The 17,381-nt window shown below is 64.7% G+C and carries 18 protein-coding genes; 4 read left to right on the top strand and 14 right to left on the bottom strand.

From position 1 onward, the window contains the following. Positions 1-23: 23 nt before the first annotated feature. From AAG092_RS15200 to rplM, 7 genes are all read right to left on the bottom strand, one after another. Positions 24-434 (bottom strand): ClpXP protease specificity-enhancing factor, encoded by a 411-nt coding sequence (locus AAG092_RS15200; RefSeq protein WP_373387315.1) that lies wholly within the window; start codon positions 432-434, stop codon positions 24-26. A gap of 17 nt (positions 435-451) precedes the next feature. Further along, a complete protein-coding gene (locus tag AAG092_RS15195; RefSeq protein ID WP_373387314.1) occupies positions 452-1,069 on the bottom strand; it encodes a glutathione S-transferase N-terminal domain-containing protein in 618 nt (205 codons plus the stop codon). Positions 1,070-1,156: 87 nt separating this feature from the next. Continuing rightward, positions 1,157-1,939: a cytochrome c1 gene (locus tag AAG092_RS15190; RefSeq protein ID WP_373387313.1), complete on the bottom strand. Its 783-nt coding sequence runs from the start codon at positions 1,937-1,939 to the stop codon at positions 1,157-1,159. Beyond that, positions 1,939-3,150 (bottom strand): cytochrome bc complex cytochrome b subunit, encoded by a 1,212-nt coding sequence (locus AAG092_RS15185; RefSeq protein ID WP_061903413.1) that lies wholly within the window; start codon positions 3,148-3,150, stop codon positions 1,939-1,941. The genes AAG092_RS15190 and AAG092_RS15185 overlap by 1 nt, the downstream gene beginning before the upstream one ends. Next, positions 3,150-3,743, bottom strand: a complete 594-nt coding sequence (gene petA / locus AAG092_RS15180) for a ubiquinol-cytochrome c reductase iron-sulfur subunit (RefSeq protein ID WP_373387312.1) — start codon at positions 3,741-3,743, stop codon at positions 3,150-3,152. The genes AAG092_RS15185 and petA overlap by 1 nt, the downstream gene beginning before the upstream one ends. A 251-nt stretch (positions 3,744-3,994) precedes the next feature. Next, positions 3,995-4,387: a 30S ribosomal protein S9 gene (gene rpsI, locus AAG092_RS15175; protein ID WP_021701334.1), complete on the bottom strand. Its 393-nt coding sequence runs from the start codon at positions 4,385-4,387 to the stop codon at positions 3,995-3,997. A 14-nt stretch (positions 4,388-4,401) separates the two neighbouring features. Then, positions 4,402-4,830 (bottom strand): 50S ribosomal protein L13, encoded by a 429-nt coding sequence (rplM, locus tag AAG092_RS15170; protein ID WP_021701333.1) that lies wholly within the window; start codon positions 4,828-4,830, stop codon positions 4,402-4,404. Between the two features lie 276 nt (positions 4,831-5,106). Here rplM and AAG092_RS15165 point away from each other — a divergent pair, with 276 nt between their 5' ends. Continuing rightward, positions 5,107-6,144: an NADP(H)-dependent aldo-keto reductase gene (locus tag AAG092_RS15165; protein ID WP_373387311.1), complete on the top strand. Its 1,038-nt coding sequence runs from the start codon at positions 5,107-5,109 to the stop codon at positions 6,142-6,144. 44 nt (positions 6,145-6,188) lie between these two features. Here the strand turns inward: AAG092_RS15165 and AAG092_RS15160 are convergent, their stop codons facing one another. Beyond that, positions 6,189-7,325 (bottom strand): acyl-CoA dehydrogenase family protein, encoded by a 1,137-nt coding sequence (locus tag AAG092_RS15160; protein WP_373387310.1) that lies wholly within the window; start codon positions 7,323-7,325, stop codon positions 6,189-6,191. Positions 7,326-7,546: 221 nt separating this feature from the next. On the opposite strand from AAG092_RS15160, the gene AAG092_RS15155 reads away from it, so the two are divergent. Next, on the top strand, positions 7,547-8,449 hold the full coding sequence (locus tag AAG092_RS15155; protein ID WP_373389605.1) for a GlxA family transcriptional regulator: 903 nt from the start codon (positions 7,547-7,549) through the stop codon (positions 8,447-8,449). 82 nt (positions 8,450-8,531) lie between these two features. On the opposite strand, the gene zapE is transcribed toward AAG092_RS15155, so the two are convergent. The 3 genes from zapE to AAG092_RS15140 form a co-directional block, all read right to left on the bottom strand. Then, the gene (gene zapE / locus AAG092_RS15150) at positions 8,532-9,626 is read right to left on the bottom strand and encodes a cell division protein ZapE (RefSeq protein ID WP_373387309.1); all 1,095 of its coding nucleotides are present in this window, start codon (positions 9,624-9,626) and stop codon (positions 8,532-8,534) included. A 76-nt stretch (positions 9,627-9,702) separates the two neighbouring features. Beyond that, on the bottom strand, positions 9,703-11,049 hold the full coding sequence (locus tag AAG092_RS15145; protein WP_373387308.1) for a tryptophan--tRNA ligase: 1,347 nt from the start codon (positions 11,047-11,049) through the stop codon (positions 9,703-9,705). Positions 11,050-11,067: 18 nt separating this feature from the next. Continuing rightward, positions 11,068-11,700 (bottom strand): alpha/beta hydrolase, encoded by a 633-nt coding sequence (locus AAG092_RS15140; RefSeq protein WP_373389604.1) that lies wholly within the window; start codon positions 11,698-11,700, stop codon positions 11,068-11,070. Between the two features lie 132 nt (positions 11,701-11,832). Here AAG092_RS15140 and AAG092_RS15135 point away from each other — a divergent pair, with 132 nt between their 5' ends. Next, a complete protein-coding gene (locus tag AAG092_RS15135; protein WP_373387307.1) occupies positions 11,833-12,267 on the top strand; it encodes a YhcB family protein in 435 nt (144 codons plus the stop codon). Between the two features lie 121 nt (positions 12,268-12,388). Here the strand turns inward: AAG092_RS15135 and cysN are convergent, their stop codons facing one another. The 3 genes from cysN to AAG092_RS15120 form a co-directional block, all read right to left on the bottom strand. Next, the gene (gene cysN / locus AAG092_RS15130) at positions 12,389-14,287 is read right to left on the bottom strand and encodes a sulfate adenylyltransferase subunit CysN (protein ID WP_373387306.1); all 1,899 of its coding nucleotides are present in this window, start codon (positions 14,285-14,287) and stop codon (positions 12,389-12,391) included. Between the two features lie 12 nt (positions 14,288-14,299). After that, entirely contained in the window at positions 14,300-15,217 is a 918-nt protein-coding gene (cysD, locus tag AAG092_RS15125; protein WP_373387305.1) for a sulfate adenylyltransferase subunit CysD, read from the bottom strand. 121 nt (positions 15,218-15,338) lie between these two features. Continuing rightward, positions 15,339-16,097 carry a Nif3-like dinuclear metal center hexameric protein gene (locus AAG092_RS15120; protein WP_373387304.1) on the bottom strand — a complete coding sequence of 253 codons (759 nt, stop codon included), beginning with the start codon at positions 16,095-16,097 and terminating at the stop codon, positions 15,339-15,341. 111 nt (positions 16,098-16,208) lie between these two features. On the opposite strand from AAG092_RS15120, the gene algW reads away from it, so the two are divergent. Next, positions 16,209-17,354, top strand: coding sequence for a Do family serine endopeptidase AlgW (algW, locus tag AAG092_RS15115; protein ID WP_373387303.1), 1,146 nt, complete (start codon positions 16,209-16,211; stop codon positions 17,352-17,354). The last annotated feature ends 27 nt before the right edge of the window (positions 17,355-17,381 follow it).

Genomic DNA, 17,381 nt, shown 5'->3' with positions numbered 1-17,381 from the left:
CCTCGGATCGCCTTTTTTGTTGCCTACTTGACCACCTTGAGGCTGGGTCGCCCACTGGGCCTGGGCGGCTCGCCGCCGGACGGGCCATCGTCATCCGGCTCCGGTGCCTCCTCGTCATCCACCGGCGGCTCCAGTTCGAAGACCATGCCCTGACCGTTCTCCCGTGCGTAGATCGCCAGCATGGCGCCGGCCGGAATGAACAGGGAATGGGCCACGCCACCGAAGCGCCCCTCGAAGCTGACCGCCTGGTTGTCCATGTGCAGGTTGCGCACGGCACTGGGCGACACATTGAGGACGATCTGGCCATCGTTGGCATAGCCGGCCGGCACCCGCACCCCGGGGAACTCGGCATTGACCAGCAGGTGTGGCGTGCAGTCGTTGTCGACTATCCACTCGTAGAGCGCACGCACCAGGTAGGGACGACTGGAATTCATCTCGGCTCTCCTCCTACTCAGCGCATATCGCGCTCGACGCTGGACAGACTGGCCTGGAAGGCCTCGCGGGCGAACATCCGCTCCATGTAGTCCAGCAGCGGCTTGGCCGGACGCGGCAGCTCGATACCCAGCCGCGGCAGGCGCCAGAGGATCGGCAGCAGACAGCAGTCCACCAGGCTCATCTCCTCGCTGAGGAAGTATGGCTTGTCGGCAAACAGCGGCGACACGCCGGTCAGGCTCTCGCGCAACTCCTTGCGCGCCAGGGTCCTGTCGGCCTCCTTGGTGCGCGAATCGAGAATCTGATCGACCAGCTTGCACCAGTCGCGCTGGATGCGGTGGATCAGCAGGCGGCTGTTGGCCCTGGCCACAGGATAGACCGGCAACAGTGGCGGATGGGGGTAACGCTCGTCGAGGTACTCCATCACCACGGTGGACTCGTACAACGCCAGGTCGCGGTCGACCAGGGTAGGCAGGCTGCCGTAGGGGTTCACCTCGGCCAGCTTGGGCGGGCAGCGCCCGGCCTGGACATCGATGATCTCGGCAGCAACACCCTTCTCGGCGAGCACCAGGCGCACGCGATGGGAATAGTGATCGGCAGGGTCGGAATAACAGGCCAGCTTATTGGTCGCGGCCATGGCGCCCTCCTCGCTTTCGGAATAGCAGAAACAGAAAGACGCACGCGCCCATGGGGGCGCGTGCGTCGACAGCGGTAACGCGGGGTATCAGTGCACGTCCTTCCAGTATTCGCGCTTCAGCAGGTAGGCGAACACGAAGAAGAAGGCCAGGTACAGCAGTACATAGGTACCGATGCGCTGGCTCTCCAGCTTGACCGGGTTGGCCGAGTAGGCGAGGAAGGTCACCAGGTTGTGAATCTTCTCGTCGAACTCGGCCTCGCTCAGCTTGCCGGTTTCCGGCACCACGGTCAGCTGATCGCAGGCCTCATGGGTGATGGGCGCACCGGTCAGCGGGTCGTACTGCTTCTTGCCATCCTCGACCACCTGAACCTGCTTGCAGCCGATGACCTGGCGACCCTGCAGGCCGACCAGCACGTTGGGCATGCCGACGTTCGGGAACACCTTGTTGTTGGCACCCAGCGGACGAGTCGGGTCCTCGTAGAAGGTGCGCAGGTAGGTGTACAGCCAGTCGGTGCCACGCACGCGCGCCACCAGGGTCAGGTCGGGCGGGGCGGCACCGAACCAGACCTTGGCGTCTTCGGGCTGCATGCCGATCTTCATGTGATCACCGATCTTGGCGCCGGTGAACACCAGGTTCTCCATCATCAGCTCTTCCGGGATGCCCAGGTCCTTGGCCACGCGCTCGTAGCGCTGGAACTTGGCACTGTGGCAGCCCATGCAGTAGTTGGCGAAGGTGCGCGCACCGTCCTGCATGGCGGCCTTGTCGGTCAGGTCGATATCCACCTTGTCCAGCGGATATTCAACCCCACCTGCGGCCAGCGAGAAAGCCGGCAGAGCAGCGAACACAAATGCAGCAAATAGCTTCTTCATCAGCCAGTCACCCTTTCCGGAACCGGTTTAGTCTTCTCCATCCGGGTGTAGAACGGCATCAGGATGAAGTAGGCGAAATACAGCGCGGTGCAGATCTGCGACAGCAGGGTACGACCCGGGGTCGGTGCCAGCACGCCCAGCACGCCGAGGATCACGAAGGACACGCAGAAGATCACCAGCCAGATCTTGCTCATCCAGCCCTTGTAGCGCATGGATTTGACCGGGCTACGGTCGAGCCACGGCAGCACGAACAGGATGGCGATGGCCGCGCCCATGGCGATCACACCCAGCAGCTTGTCCGGCACGGCGCGCAGGATGGCGTAGAAGGGGGTGAAGTACCAAACCGGGGCGATGTGAGCCGGGGTCTTGAACGGGTTGGCCTGCTCGAAATTCGGCTTCTCCAGGAAGTAGCCGCCCATCTCCGGGAAGAAGAACACCACGGCGCAGAACACGAACAGGAAGACCACCACACCGACGATGTCCTTCACGGTGTAGTACGGGTGGAAGGCGATGCCGTCGACCGGTACGCCGTTGGCGTCCTTGTTCTTCTTGATGTCCACACCATCGGGGTTGTTCGAACCTACTTCGTGCAGTGCCAGGATGTGCAGCACGACCAGGCCGAGCAGGACGATCGGCAGGGCGATCACGTGCAGGGCGAAGAAGCGGTTCAGGGTGATGCCGGAAATCAGGTAGTCACCACGGATCCACTGGGTCAGGTCATCGCCGATCACCGGGATGGCACCGAACAGCGAGATGATCACCTGGGCACCCCAGTAGGACATCTGACCCCACGGCAGCAGGTAGCCCATGAAGGCTTCGGCCATCAGGCACAGGTAGATCAGCATGCCGAAGATCCACACCAGCTCGCGCGGCTTCTGATAGGAGCCGTAGAGCAGGCCGCGGAACATGTGCAGGTAGACCACCACGAAGAACGCGGAGGCACCGGTGGAGTGCAGGTAGCGGATGATCCAGCCGTACTCCACGTCGCGCATGATGTACTCGACGGAGGCGAAGGCCTCCTCGGCGGACGGGGTGAAGCTCATGGTCAGCCAGATGCCGGTGAGGATCTGGTTAACCAGCACCAGCAGGGCCAGCGAACCGAAGAAATAGAAGAAGTTGAAGTTCTTCGGGGCGTAGTACTTGCTCAGATGGTCTTCCCACATCTTGGTCGCGGGGAAGCGCGCATCGATCCAGGCCATGAATTTTTCCATCATGCTTTCTCCTGGTCCACGCCGATGATCATGATCTCATCGGACTCGTAGGAATGCGGCGGAACCGGCAGGTTCAGCGGCGCGGGCTGGGCCTTGTAGACACGACCGGCCATGTCATAGCGCGAGCCGTGGCAGGGGCAGAAGTAACCACCGACCCAGTCCGGCCCCATATCCGCCGGCGCCACTTCCGGACGGAAGGACGGCGAGCAACCCAGGTGGGTGCACAGGCCGACCAGCACCAGGATTTCCGGCTTGATCGAGCGGTTCTTCTTGTCGACATAGTCCGGCTGCACGGAGGCGGCGGACTCGGGATCGGCAACGCTGCCCTCGATCTTGGCCAGGTTGGCCAGGATTTCCTCGGTGCGGCGCACGATGAACACCGGCTGACCGCGCCATTCGGCAACCATCTGCTGGCCGGGTTCGACCTTGGCGATATTCACTTTCACCGGTGCACCAGCCGCCTTGGCCTTGGCACTGGGGAACCATGACCCCACGAACGGAGTCGCAGCACCCACCGCTCCGGCAGCGCCGACCACCGAGGTGGCCGCCACCAGGAAGCGACGCCGGCCTGCATTCACGCCGTCATTGCTCATTCAGTCGTCTCCCATCAGCTTTGTGGCCTGTTGTCAGGCCTCTACTAAGTAATAAATCGGGCCGCACAAAATTTGCCGAATGGTAAAGAAAAGCCCCTTTTCTGACAAGGTAATTACCGGATACAAAATGGTCGCAGGCCTTGCAAATCGGGCTTTTCACCAATGCGACAGGTTGTCGCAGAGAAAAACCGGCACAATAAAAAACGCCCAGTTCCAACAGGAAACTGGGCGCCTTTGAACGTAGCAGCGAATTAACGCTTGGAGTACTGCGGACGCTTACGCGCTTTGCGCAGACCCACTTTCTTACGCTCGACTTCACGGGCGTCACGAGTGACGTAACCGGCTTTACGCAGCGGGCTGCGCAGGCTCTCGTCGTACTCGATCAGGGCGCGGGTGATGCCGTGACGGATGGCACCGGCCTGGCCGCTGACACCACCACCGAGCACGGTGACGTAGATGTCGAACTTCTCGGTGGTCTCGGTCAGCTCCAGCGGCTGACGCACGACCATGCGAGCGGTCTCGCGGCCGAAGAAGTTATCCAGGCTGCGATTGTTGATGGAGATCTTGCCAGTACCCGGGCGCAGGAATACGCGCGCGGTTGCGGTCTTGCGACGGCCAGTGCCGTAGTTTTGAGTCGCCGACATAATGAACTATTCCGTTAAATCTTCAGTTCTTGGGGCTGCTGAGCGGTGTGCGGGTGGTTGGCACCCTTGTACACCTTCAGCTTGCGATACATGTCGCGACCCAGCGGGTTCTTCGGCAGCATGCCCTTGACCGCGGTCTCGATCACGCGCTCGGGGGCCTTGGCGATCAGCTTCTCGAAGCTGATTTCCTTGATGCCGCCCGGGAAGCCGGAGTGCGAGTAGTACATCTTGTCGCTGGTCTTGGCGCCGGTGACACGCACCTGCTCGGCGTTGATCACGACGATGTAGTCGCCGGTGTCAACGTGCGGGGTGTATTCCGGCTTGTGCTTGCCGCGCAGACGGCTGGCGATTTCGGTGGCCAGACGACCCAGGGTCTGACCTGCAGCGTCGACGACGTACCAGTCGCGCTTAACAGTTTCCGGTTTTGCAGTAAAAGTCTTCATTCGCTATAGCCTCAGGGGCCGCCCTGAAAATAAGACGGCGGATCTTACTGAATAGTGCTTGCTTTGACAAGGTCAAAGACAGCCGGAAACAGACGCTGTCGGGGGCTCGGGTCAGCGCGTCCGCTACGGCGGGGGTTCGGTGGGCTAGGCATCCCCACCTTCCTTCTCGAACAGGCTAGGCATCCCCGCCGAGAAAGCCGCGGAATTATGCCGATTGCTGCAGAAATAGCAACCTGCTTTATGCTTGGCCTTTGCGCTTGAACCGAGGAGCAGCACATGGAATATCGCCAACTGGGCCGCAGCGATCTGCAGGTCAGCGCCCTGTGCCTGGGCAGCATGACCTGGGGCGAACAGAACAGCGAGGCCGAGGGCTTCGCCCAGATCGACCGCGCCAGGGCCTGCGGCATCAACTTCCTCGATACCGCCGAGATGTACCCGGTGCCGCCGCGCCGCGATACCTACGGCGCCACCGAACGCATCATCGGCAACTACTTCAAAGCCCGCGGTAACCGCGCCGACTGGGTCCTGGCGAGCAAGGTGGCCGGCCCCGGCAACGGCATCGACTACATCCGCGGCGGCCAGCTGAAGCACAACCGCCGACACATAGTCGCGGCGCTGGACGACAGCCTCAAGCGTCTGCAGACCGACTGGATCGACCTCTACCAGCTGCACTGGCCCGAGCGCAGCACCAATTTCTTCGGCCAACTCGGCTATCGCCACCAGGAACAGGACTTCACCCCGCTGCAGGAAACCCTGGAGGTGCTCGGCGAGCAGGTGCAGGCCGGCAAGATCCGCCACATCGGGCTGTCCAACGAGACGGCCTGGGGCGCGATGAAATACCTGCAACTGGCCGACAGCCTGGGCCTGCCGCGCGCAGTGTCGATCCAGAACCCCTACAACCTGCTCAACCGCAGCTTCGAGGTCGGCCTGGCCGAGGTAGCGATGCGCGAACAGTGCGGCCTGCTGGCCTACTCGCCACTGGCCTTCGGCATGCTCACCGGCAAGTACGAGAACGGCGCCCGCCCGGCCAACGCGCGCATCACCCTGTTCAGCCGCTTCGCCCGCTACACCAACCCGCAGGCCATCGCCGCCTGCAGCCGCTACGTGACGCTGGCCAAGGAGCATGGCCTGGACCCGGCGCAGATGGCCCTGGCCTTCGTCACCCGGCAGCCCTTCGTCACCAGCAACATCATCGGTGCCACCAGCCTGGAGCAACTGGAGAGCAACCTGGGCAGTCTCAGCCTGGAGCTGAGCGAGGAACTGCTGGCCGCCATCGAGGCGATCCACCGCGAACAGCCCAACCCGGCACCCTGAACGAAAAAGCCCGGCCAGAGCCGGGCTTTTCGCATCTGCCAGCCTTACAGGGCGCGGCTGATGATTTCCTTCATGATCTCGTTGGTGCCGGCGTAGATGCGCTGCACCCGCGAGTCGGCCCAGGCGCGGGCGATCGGATATTCCCACATGTATCCGTAGCCGCCGTGCAGCTGCACGCACTCGTCGATCACCTTGCACTGCAGGTCGGTGCCCCAGTACTTGAGCATGGCCGCGGTCGGCACATCGAGCTTCTTATTCAGGTGTAGCTCCAGGCAGCGATCGACGAACACGCGACCGACCTGGATCTCGGTGGCCATCTCGGCCAGCTTGAAGCGGGTGTTCTGGAAATCCGCCACCGGGCGGCCGAAGGCCTTGCGCTCGCGGGTGTAGTCCAGCGTCCACTTCAGCGCCGCCTCGGCCGAGGCGATGGCACCAACACCGACGGTCAGGCGCTCCTGCGGCAGTTCCTGCATCAGGTAAACGAAGCCCATGCCCTCCTTGCCCAGCAAGTTGGCCTTGGGAATGCGCACGTCCTGGAAGAACAGCTCGGAGGTGTCCTGCGCCTTCATGCCAACCTTTTCCAGGCGCTTGCCCTTGGAGAAACCGGGCGTCTTGGCATCCACCAGGAACAGGCTGATGCCCTTGGCGCCGGCCTTGGCATCGGTCTTGGCCACGACGATCACCAGGTCGGCCAGCCAGCCGTTGGTGATGAAGGTCTTGGAGCCGTTGATCACGTACTCGTCGCCGTCCAGCACGGCGGTGGTCTTCACTCCCTGCAGATCGGAGCCGGTGCCCGGCTCGGTCATGGCGATGGCGGTGACCAGCTCGCCGCTGACCAGCTTGGGCAGGTAGTGCAGCTTCTGCTCTTCCGTGCCGTAGTGGAGGATGTAGGGCGCGACGATGTCCGAGTGCAGGGAGAAGCCCACGCCGGACAGGCCCAGGCGCGACTGCTCCTCGATCACCACGGCGCTGTAGAGGAAGTCGGCGCCCATGCCGCCATACTCCTCGGGGATGTGCGAGCAGAGCATGCCGGCCTCGCCGGCCTTGTTCCACAGGGCGCGGTCGATGTGGCCGTCCTTCTCCCACTGGGCATGGAAGGGCACCGCCTCCTGCTCGAAGAACTTGCGGACGGACTCGCGGAACAGCTCGTGCTCGGAGCTGAACAGGGTTCTTGGAATCATTGTTACACCTGTGTCTGAGTGGTCATCGGATGCCTCCACTCTAGGCCAGGGACCGCCCCGGGGGCACTGGACACATGCGACAAAAAATAAGACGATCCAGCCACGCCATGACCATTTAACCACCTACAAGAACAACAACCATGCCGCCCACACGCATCGCCATACTCGCCACCGACGGCGTGTTCGCCGCCACCCTGATGCAGGCCCGCGACTTCTTCCACATGGCCGGGATGCGCCACGGCAAGCAGCAGGGCCTGGGCGCCGGCTCGGCCTTCCAGATCCGCGTGCTCAGCCCGGACGGCCTGGCGGTGACCAGTTTCAGCGAGGCGCTGATCCCGGTGGACGGCACCCTGGACGACGCCGAGGTGATCATACTGCCGGCCTTCTGGGGCGATTTCGACGTCCTCTGCCAGCGCTACCCGCAGGTGATTCCCTGGCTGCGCGAGCGCCATGCCGCCGGTAGCGCCATCTGCGGCGAGGCCACCGGCGTGTTCTGGATGGCCCAGGCCGGACTGCTCGACGGCAAGGAGGCGACCACCTACTGGCGATTCTTCCGCGAGTTCGCCGAGCGCTTCCCCAGGGTGCTGCTCAACCAGGAAAAACACCTGTCGGACGCCGACAACCTGTACTGCGCCGGCGGCGTCACCTCGGCCTGCGACCTCTACATCTACCTGATCGAACGCTACTGCGGCGCCGGCATCGCCCAGGGCGTGGCGCGCGACATCCTCTACGAGACCCAGCGCAGCTACAGCCCGGGGCGCATCGGCTTCGGCGGGCAGAAGCTGCACCAGGACGTGGCCATCCTGCAGGTGCAACAGTGGCTGGAAGAGCATTTCGCCGAGAAGTTCCGCATCGAGGACGTGGCGCGCCAACACGGCATGAGCATCCGCAACTTCATGCGGCGCTTCCAGGCGGCGACCGGCGACAAGCCGCTGCACTACCTGCAGCGCCTGCGCATCGAAACGGCCAAGGGCCTGCTCTCCTCCACCCGCAAGAGCATCAAGACCATCAGCTACGAGGTCGGCTACGACGACGCCAGCTTCTTCGCCCGCCTGTTCCGCCAGCACGCCGAGCTGTCGCCGAACCAGTACCGCAGGCAGTTCCAGCACAAGGAAGGCGCCTGAGTGCAGGCCACCTGAGCGCAAGCCGCCTGAAACGCAAAAGGGCTGCCCGTGGGCAGCCCTTTTCGTGTCCGAGCCTGCCAACTCAGGGTTTGTGCGGACGCGAGAGGAACTCGTGCGACTGCATCTCCAGCAGACGGCTGAGGGTGCGCTGGAACTCGAAGTTCAGCCGGCCGCCGCTGTACAGATCCTTCAGCTCCACCTCGGCGGAGATGATCAGCTTGACGTTGCGGTCGTAGAACTCGTCCACAAGGTTGATGAAGCGCCGCGCCATGTCGTCCTTGGCTACGCTCATCTGCTCGACGTTGGACAGGATCACCGCGTGGTAGATCTTGCCCAGCTCGATGTAGTCGTTCTGGCTGCGCGGGCCGTCGCACAGCTCGCGGAAATCGAACCAGGCGATGTCGTCGCCCTCCTTGCGCGCCACGATCGGGCGGTTCTCGATCATCAGCGTCTTGTTCTCTTCCACCTGGCAGTGCTCCGGCAGCAGGCTGCGGAAGCTCTTCTCCAGGCTGATCTCGGCCTCGGCGTCCAGCGGGAAGTGGAACAGCTCGGCCTGCTCCAGGGCGCGCAGGCGGTAGTCCACGCCGCTGTCGACGTTGACGATCTCGGTGTGCTGCTTGAGCAGGGCGATGGCCGGCAGGAAACGCGCGCGCTGCAGGCCGTCGCGGTACAGGCCGTCCGGCACGATGTTGGAGGTGGCCACCAGGCTCACGCCGTTCTTGAACAGCTCTTCCAACAGGGTGGCGAGGATCATGGCGTCGGTGATGTCGCTGACGAAGAACTCGTCGAAGCAGATCACCCGTGCCTCGTCGGCGAAGCGCTTGCCGATGATGGTCAGCGGGTTCTTCTCGCCCTTGAGGGTGCGCATTTCCTCGTGCACGCGCTTCATGAAGCGGTGGAAGTGGGTGCGCATCTTCTGCTCGAAGGGCAGCGCATCGAAGAAGGTGTCGACCAGGTAGGTCTTGCCGCGGCCGACGCCGCCCCAGAAATAGATGCCCTTGACCGGCCCCTGGCGCTTCTTGCCGAACAGCTTGCCGAGCAGCCCGGAGGACGCCTTGGAGTCGGCCACCAGCTCGTCGTACAGGCGCTGCAGGTGACGCACGGCGTTTTCCTGTGCGGCATCGTGGAAGAAGTCCGGCCGCTTCAGATCGGCCTGATAACGCTCAAGAGGAGTCATGCTGGGAACTTCGGTAACAAAAACGGGGCGGTCACTTTAGCGACGGCCCCGTGGCTTGGCAATCGTGCCGTGCGCCTCACTCCTGCGGGGCGAGCGCCTCGTGCAGGCGGGCGATGGCCTGTTGCAGCGCGCCGTCATCGGCAAAGGCCGGGCTGTCACCGATCTGCTCGTCGCCCAGCCACACCGAGAAGCTCAGCCCCTCGCTGCGCACATCCAGCTCGGCGCCGGACTGCAGGGCCTTGCTGGCCTGGCCGGCGGCCTTGCCATCGGCGAAGGATTTCGACAGCAGCAGCTGCTCGCCCGAAGCATCCAGCAGGCGGAAGCGGAAGCTGCCGTCGTCGTCGCGGAAGCTGACGAAGCGCGCGCTTTTGGCGGCCTTCTTCTTCTCGCCAGCGGCGACCTGCACCTGCTCGCGGAACGAGCGCAGGCCCACCGCCTCACGCAGCTCACCGAGGAAGGGGGTGGCGATCCTGCGCGCCTTGGCCGCGCCGGCCAGGAGGATGTCCTCCAGGTCGGCGGGCCTAGCGATCAGCGCGTTGTAGCGCTCGCGCGCCTCGCCCAGCTCGTTCTCCAGCAGCTGGTACAGGCGGTTCTTCGCCTCGCCCCAGGCCAGGCCGCCTTCCAGCTCGGCACGGAACTCGGCCTGCTGCGCCTGGCTGGCGAAGGCCTGGTACAGGGTGAACAGGTGCGAGCCGTCGACATCCTTGGGCTCGCCCGGCAGCTTGGAGTCGGTGACGATGCGGGCGATGGCGTCCTTCAGCTGCTTGGCCGTGCCGAACAGCGGGATGGTGTTGTCGTAGCTCTTGCTCATCTTGCGCCCGTCGAGGCCGGGCAGGGTCGCCACCTCCTCCTCGATCACCGCCTCGGGCAGGGTGAACAGCTCGCGGCCGGCACCAAACAGATGGTTGAAGCGCTGGCCGATGTCGCGCGCCATTTCCACGTGCTGGATCTGGTCGCGGCCGACCGGCACCTTGTGCGCGTTGAACATCAGAATGTCCGCCGCCATCAGCACCGGGTAGCTGAACAGGCCCATGGTGATGCCGGCGTCCGGGTCTTCGCCGGCCTCGACGTTCTTGTCCACCGACGCCTTGTAGGCATGGGCGCGGTTGAGCAGGCCCTTGCCGGCGACGCAGGTGAGCAGCCAGCACAGCTCGGGGATCTCGGGGATATCGGACTGGCGATAGAAGGTCGCCTTGTCGGTATCCAGGCCCAGCGCCAGCCAGGTGGCGGCGATCTCCAGGCGCGAGCGCTGGATGCGCGCCGGGTCGTCGCACTTGATCAGCGCGTGGTAGTCGGCGAGGAAATAGAAGGAATCGGCGTCGGCGGCGCGGCTGGCGACTATGGCCGGGCGGATGGCGCCGGCGTAGTTGCCCAGGTGCGGGGTGCCGGTGGTGGTGATACCGGTGAGGATACGGGTGGTCATCTGGGTATTCGCTTCAACTTATTGGATACGGGGCTGCACCAGGTCTTTCAGCTCGGGCAACTTGCCGTGAAAAAAGTGGCCGCATTCTGCCACTTTCAGCAGCTCATGGGCACGCGCCAGCCCCGCGGACCAGGCATAGACGTCCTCGGGGGCGATGACTTCATCCTGGTCGGGTTGGATCACCACCAGCTCGCCGCCCTGCGGCAGATGTTCGGGCGCCTGCAGGCGATGCACGGCCGGTGCCACCATGAACAGCCTGGCAATGGCCACACCCTGGTCTTCCAGGCGCCCGGCCAGGGCACCGGCGACGAAGCCACCGAAGGAGAAACCGAGCAGGGTCAGCGGCAGCCCGGGGTATTGCCCGCGCAGCCAGTGCGCCACGGCCTCGGCATCGTCGACTTCGCCGCTGCCCATGTCATGGCTGCCGGCACTGGCGCCGACACCGCGGTAGTTGAAGCGCAGGGTGTGGTAGCCCATGTCGCGCACGGCGCGCTGCAGGGTGGAGACCACCTTGTTGAGCATGGTGCCCCCCTGCACCGGGTTGGGATGGCAGATCAGGGCGACGCCACGGGCGTCCGGCACTTCACAGCAGAGGGCCTCGAGCGGGCCGCAGGGGCCGTCGATGGCAAGAGGGGTTTCGCGGATCAACAGCGGGAACTCCGTGACCCCGGGCGGGGTCGACACGTCTTGGTTAGGCACATCGCACAACAGGGCTTTGCCGCGGTATACAGCGCCGGCGAGAGCCGCTACCGTAAAACAAAGCCGCTTTCAGAGGAAGGACTCGTGGAACAATCGCTCACCCCCTGGCTGCTGCCCGCCATCGCCCTGCTCGCCGGCGTGGCCATCGGCTTCCTGGCCGCGCGCCTGCTGCCCAATGCCGCACCCAGCCGCACCCAGCGCCAGCTGGACGAGCTGCAGCAGCGCTTCGACAGCTACCAGAACGAGGTGGTGACCCACTTCAATACCACCGCCAGCCTGGTCAAGCGCCTGACCCAGAGCTACCAGGAAGTGCAGGAACACCTGTCCGAGGGCGCCAATCGCCTGGCCGCCGACGAACTGACCCGCCAGCGCCTGCTGGCCGCGCTGAACACCGAGGACGTGAAAGCCCCGCGCGAGCGCCTGACCCCGCCGAAGAGCACCGAGGCGCCCAAGGACTACGCGCCCAAGGAGCCGGACGCTCCCGGCACCCTGGACGAGAGCTTCGGCCTCAAGCGCTGATCGACAGCCGTACACAAGCCCCGCACTGGCGGGGCTTTTTTATGGGCGGCGATAGCTCATGCGCCGCCTGCGACCGCGCACAAAAAAGCCCCGCATGGCGGGGCTTGTCGGTCCGGCGGGTTTAGATCGCGCCGCGGCTACGCAGCAGATCCAGCACCTGCTTGACGCCCTCCTCCACCGACATGGCCTGGGTGTCGATGACCAGATCGGCATCCAGCGGCACGTCGTAGGCGAAGGACTCGCCCGGGATGTTGTCGCCACCGGCGGCATACAGGCCCTGGGGGTCGCGCTCGCGGCACACGGCCGGCGAGGCCTGCACATAGACGGTGAGCAGGCGCTCGGCGCCGACGATGGCCTTGGCCTGTTCGCGGCCCTCGGCATCCGGGGCGACGAAGGCGGCAAGGGTCAGCAGGCCGGCCTCATTGAACTGCTTGGCCACCTGGGCGGCACGCCGCCAGTTCTCGGCACGCCCGGCACGGTCCTGCGGCAGGCCCTTGTTCAGGTCGTGGCGCAGGTTCTGGCCATCCAGCACATAGACGGCACGGCCCATGTCGAACAGCTTGCGCTCCACGGCATAGGCCAGGGTGCTCTTGCCGGCGCCGGACAGGCCCGAGAACAGCACGGTGGCCGGCTGCTGGCCGAAGCGCGCGGCACGCTCCTCGGTGGACACGTGGGCCAACTTGCCGTGGTGACCGCCGCCCTGGGCGCCGACCGGATCGGCGATGATCATGCCGGCACCGACGGTGCCGTTGGTCAGGCGGTCGATGACGATGAAGGCGCCAGTGGTGCGGTTGTGCTCGTAGCCGTCGAGGGCGATGGGCGCATCCAGGGCCACCTTGACCCGGCCGATCTCGTTCAGCTGCAGGCTGCTGGCCGGCCCCCGCTCCAGGGTATTGACGTCGACGCGGTGGACGATGCTCGGGATCGAGCCCGGCACGTAGCTGGTGGCGCGCTTGATGTCGTATTTCTTGCCCGGCAGCATCGGCTCCTCGGCCATCCACACCAGCATGGCGTCGAAGCTGTCGGTGACCTGCGGACGGTTGTCGGCATGCACCAGCATGTCGCCGCGCGACACGTCGATCTCGTCTTCCAGGGTCAGGGTGATGGCCTGGCCCGGGCCGGCCTGTTCCAGCTCGCCCTCGAAGGTGACGATGGACTTGATCTTGCTGCCCTTGCCCGACGGCAGGGCGATCACTTCGTCGCCCTTGTGCACCACGCCGCTGGCCAGGGTGCCGGCGAAGCCGCGGAAGTTCAGGTTCGGGCGATTGACGTACTGCACCGGGAAGCGCATGTCGTTGAGGTTGCGGTCGCCGGCAATCTCCACGCTTTCGAGGATTTCCATCAGCGACTGGCCGTCGTACCAGGGCGAGCGCTCGGAACGGTTGACCACGTTGTCGCCCTTGAGCGCCGACATCGGCACGAAGTGCAGCGAGCTGGGCTTGAGGTTGATCTTGTCAGCGAAGGCCAGGTAGTCGGCCTTGATCTGCTCGAACACGCCCTGGTCGAAGCCCTTGAGGTCCATCTTGTTGATGGCCACGACGATGTGCTTAATCCCGAGCAAGGAAGCGATAAAGCTGTGGCGCTTGGTCTGGGTCTGCACGCCGTAGCGGGCGTCGATCAGGATGATGGCCAGGTCGCAGGTCGAGGCGCCGGTGGCCATGTTGCGGGTGTACTGCTCATGGCCGGGGGTGTCGGCGATGATGAACTTGCGCTTGGCGGTCGAGAAGTAGCGGTAGGCCACATCGATGGTGATGCCCTGCTCGCGCTCGGCCTGCAGGCCGTCCACCAGCAGCGCCAGGTCGACGTCGTCACCGGTGGTGCCGACCTTCTTGGAGTCCTTGGTGATGGCTTCCAGATGGTCTTCGTAGATCATCTTGGAGTCGTGCAGCAGGCGCCCGATCAGGGTGCTCTTGCCGTCGTCGACGTTGCCGCAGGTGAGGAAGCGCAGCAGTTCCTTGCGTTCGTGCTGGGCCAGGTAGGCGAGGATGTCCTGGCTGATCAGATCGGATTGATGGCTCATGATGCAGAATCCTTAGAAGTAGCCCTGACGTTTCTTTTCTTCCATCGAGCCGGCCTGGTCGTGGTCGATCACGCGGCCCTGGCGCTCGGAAGTACGGGTCAGGAGCATTTCCTGGATGATTTCCGGCAGCGTGGTGGCGGTGGACTCCACGGCGCCGGTCAGCGGGTAGCAGCCGAGGGTGCGGAAGCGCACCATCTTCTTGGTGATGCTGGCCTTCTGCTCGGGCGTCAGGTACTGCAGGATGCGCTCGTCGTCGATCATGATCAGCGCGCCGTTCATCTCGATCACTTCGCGCTCGGCGGCGAAGTACAGCGGCACGATCGGGATCTGCTCCAGGTAGATGTACTGCCAGATGTCCAGCTCGGTCCAGTTGGACAGCGGGAACACGCGGATCGACTCGCCCTTCTTGACCTTGCCGTTGTACACGTTCCACAGCTCGGGACGCTGGTTCTTCGGGTCCCAGCGGTGCTTGCTGTCGCGGAAGGAATACACGCGCTCCTTGGCGCGGGATTTCTCTTCGTCGCGGCGCGCGCCACCGAAGGCGGCGTCGAAGCCGTACTTGTCCAGCGCCTGCTTGAGGCCCTCGGTCTTCATCACGTCGGTGTGCTTGGCACTGCCGTAGGTGAAGGGGTTCATGTCCTGCGCCACGCCATCGGGGTTGATGTGGGTGAGCAGGTCCAGACCGTAGTCACTGACCATCTTCTCGCGGAAGCGATACATCTCCTGGAACTTCCAGCGGGTATCGACGTGCAGCACCGGGAACGGCAGCTTGCCGGGGAAGAAGGCCTTGCGCGCGAGGTGCAGCATCACGGCGGAATCTTTACCGATGGAGTACAGCATCACCGGGTTGTCGAACTCGGCGGCCACTTCACGGATGATGTGGATGCTTTCCGCCTCGAGCTGTTTCAGGTGCGTCAGTTTGTCGAGCATGGCTAATCACGATCAGGGATGGACGGCCGCGGGCCGTGGACGAGCGCGCACTCTAGCACAGCGCTCTCTTCTATTGAGACAGGCTGTTAGATCGAAACGATCTAGGCATATGTCCGCTAGTTCAGACCGGGTTGGGGCAGTCGATGAACAGATGCTCGATGGCGAAGCGCCGCGCCAGGTAATCGCCCAGGGCCTGTACGCCATAGCGCTCGGTGGCGTGATGGCCGGCGGCGATGAAGCCGACACCGTTCTCGCGGGCGCTGTGGAAGGTCTGTTCGGAGGCTTCGCCGGTGAGGAACAGATCGACCCCGGCGGCGATGGCCTGGTCGATATAACCCTGGCCACCGCCGGTGCACCAGCCGACCCGGCGCACCATGCCCTGGCCTTCCACCAGCAGCGGCTCGCGCCCCAGCACTTCCTGCACCCGGCGGGCGAAGTCGCGGGCGCTCATGGGCTCGGCCAGCGAGCCGAGCAGGCCGACCACCTTGGGATTGTCCGGATCGAGCGGCCCCTCGACCGTGATGTCCAGCTGGCGCGCCAGCTGCACGTTGTTGCCGACTTCCGGGTGCAGGTCCAGCGGCAGGTGATAGGCCAGCAGGCTGATGTCGTTTCCCAGCAGGGTCTGCAGGCGGCGGCGCTTCATGCCGGTGATGCAGGCGTCCTCGCCTTTCCAGAAGTAGCCGTGGTGCACCAGCACCACGTCGGCCTCGGCCTCCACCGCGGCATCCAGCAACGCCTGGCTGGCGGTGACGCCGCTGACGATGCGCCGCACCTGCGGGCGGCCCTCGACCTGCAGGCCGTTGGGGCAGTAGTCGGCGATGCGCTGGGCATTCAGGTAGCGGTCGGCCTCTTCGACCAGGGTACGCAGGGCGATGGCCATGGTTATTCCTCACAAGCTGTTGCAGGCACTGCTATCCGCAGCGGCGCCCCTCTATAATGCCGCCACCTTAAGGGGCGCGGTCCGCCCCGACAACCCTCAGGATTACCCCCGATGCTCAAGGCCCTGCGCTTCCTTGGCTGGCCCCTGCTGGCCGGCCTGCTGCTGGCACTGCTGCTGATCCAGCGCTACCCGCAATGGGTCGGCCTGCCCGCCAACGAGGTGCACCTGCAGCAGGCGCCGCAATACGGCATCGCCCAGGAGGGCCCGGTGTCCTATGCCGATGCGGTGAGCCGCGCGGCACCGGCGGTGGCCAACCTGTACACCACCAAGGTGGTCAGCAAGTCGACCCACCCGCTACTGGAAGACCCGGTGTTCCGCCGTTTCTTCGGCGACAGCCTGCCCCGGCAGCGGCGCATGGAGTCGAGCCTGGGCTCGGCGGTGATCATGAGCGCCGAAGGCTATCTGCTGACCAACAACCACGTGGTGGCCGGCGCCGACCAGATCGTGGTGGCGCTCAAGGACGGCCGCGAGACCCTGGCGCGGATCATCGGCAGCGACCCGGAAACCGACCTGGCGGTGCTCAAGATCGACCTGAAGAACCTGCCCGCCATCACCCTCGGACGCTCCGACCAGATCAAGATCGGCGACGTCACCCTGGCCATCGGCAACCCCTTCGGCGTCGGCCAGACCGTGACCATGGGCATCATCAGCGCCACCGGGCGCAACCAGCTGGGCCTGAACACCTACGAGGACTTCATCCAGACCGACGCGGCAATCAACCCGGGCAACTCCGGGGGTGCCCTGGTCGACGCCCACGGCAACCTGATCGGCATCAACACGGCGATCTTCTCCAAGTCCGGCGGTTCCCAGGGCATCGGCTTCGCCATCCCGGTCAAGCTGGCCCGCGAAGTGATGAAGGCGATCATCGAGCACGGTCAGGTGATTCGTGGCTGGCTGGGCATCGAGGTGCAGCCGCTGACCCCGGAGCTGGCCGAGTCCTTCGGCCTGCAGGGGCGCGCCGGCATCCTGGTGGCCGGCATCTACCGCGGCGGCCCGGCGCAGCTGGCCGGCCTGCAGCCCGGCGACCTGATCCTGCGTATTGCCGGCGAGGAGGCGGTGGACGGCCGCCGCTCGATGAACCAGGTGGCGCGCACCCAACCCGGCGAGAAGATCACCATCGAGGTGCTGCGTGGCGGCGAACCCCTGGAGCTGACCGCCGAGATCGGTGTCAGGCCACCGGCCGAAGTGCAGCAGTGAAATGAAAAAGGCGCCCGCGGGCGCCTT

This window comes from Pseudomonas alcaligenes, assembly GCF_041729615.1.
In the GTDB taxonomy this organism is placed as follows: Bacteria; Pseudomonadota; Gammaproteobacteria; order Pseudomonadales; family Pseudomonadaceae; genus Aquipseudomonas; species Aquipseudomonas alcaligenes_B.
Note: the sequence above shows the minus strand (reverse complement) of the source record. Positions and strands in the feature narration are given on the sequence as shown.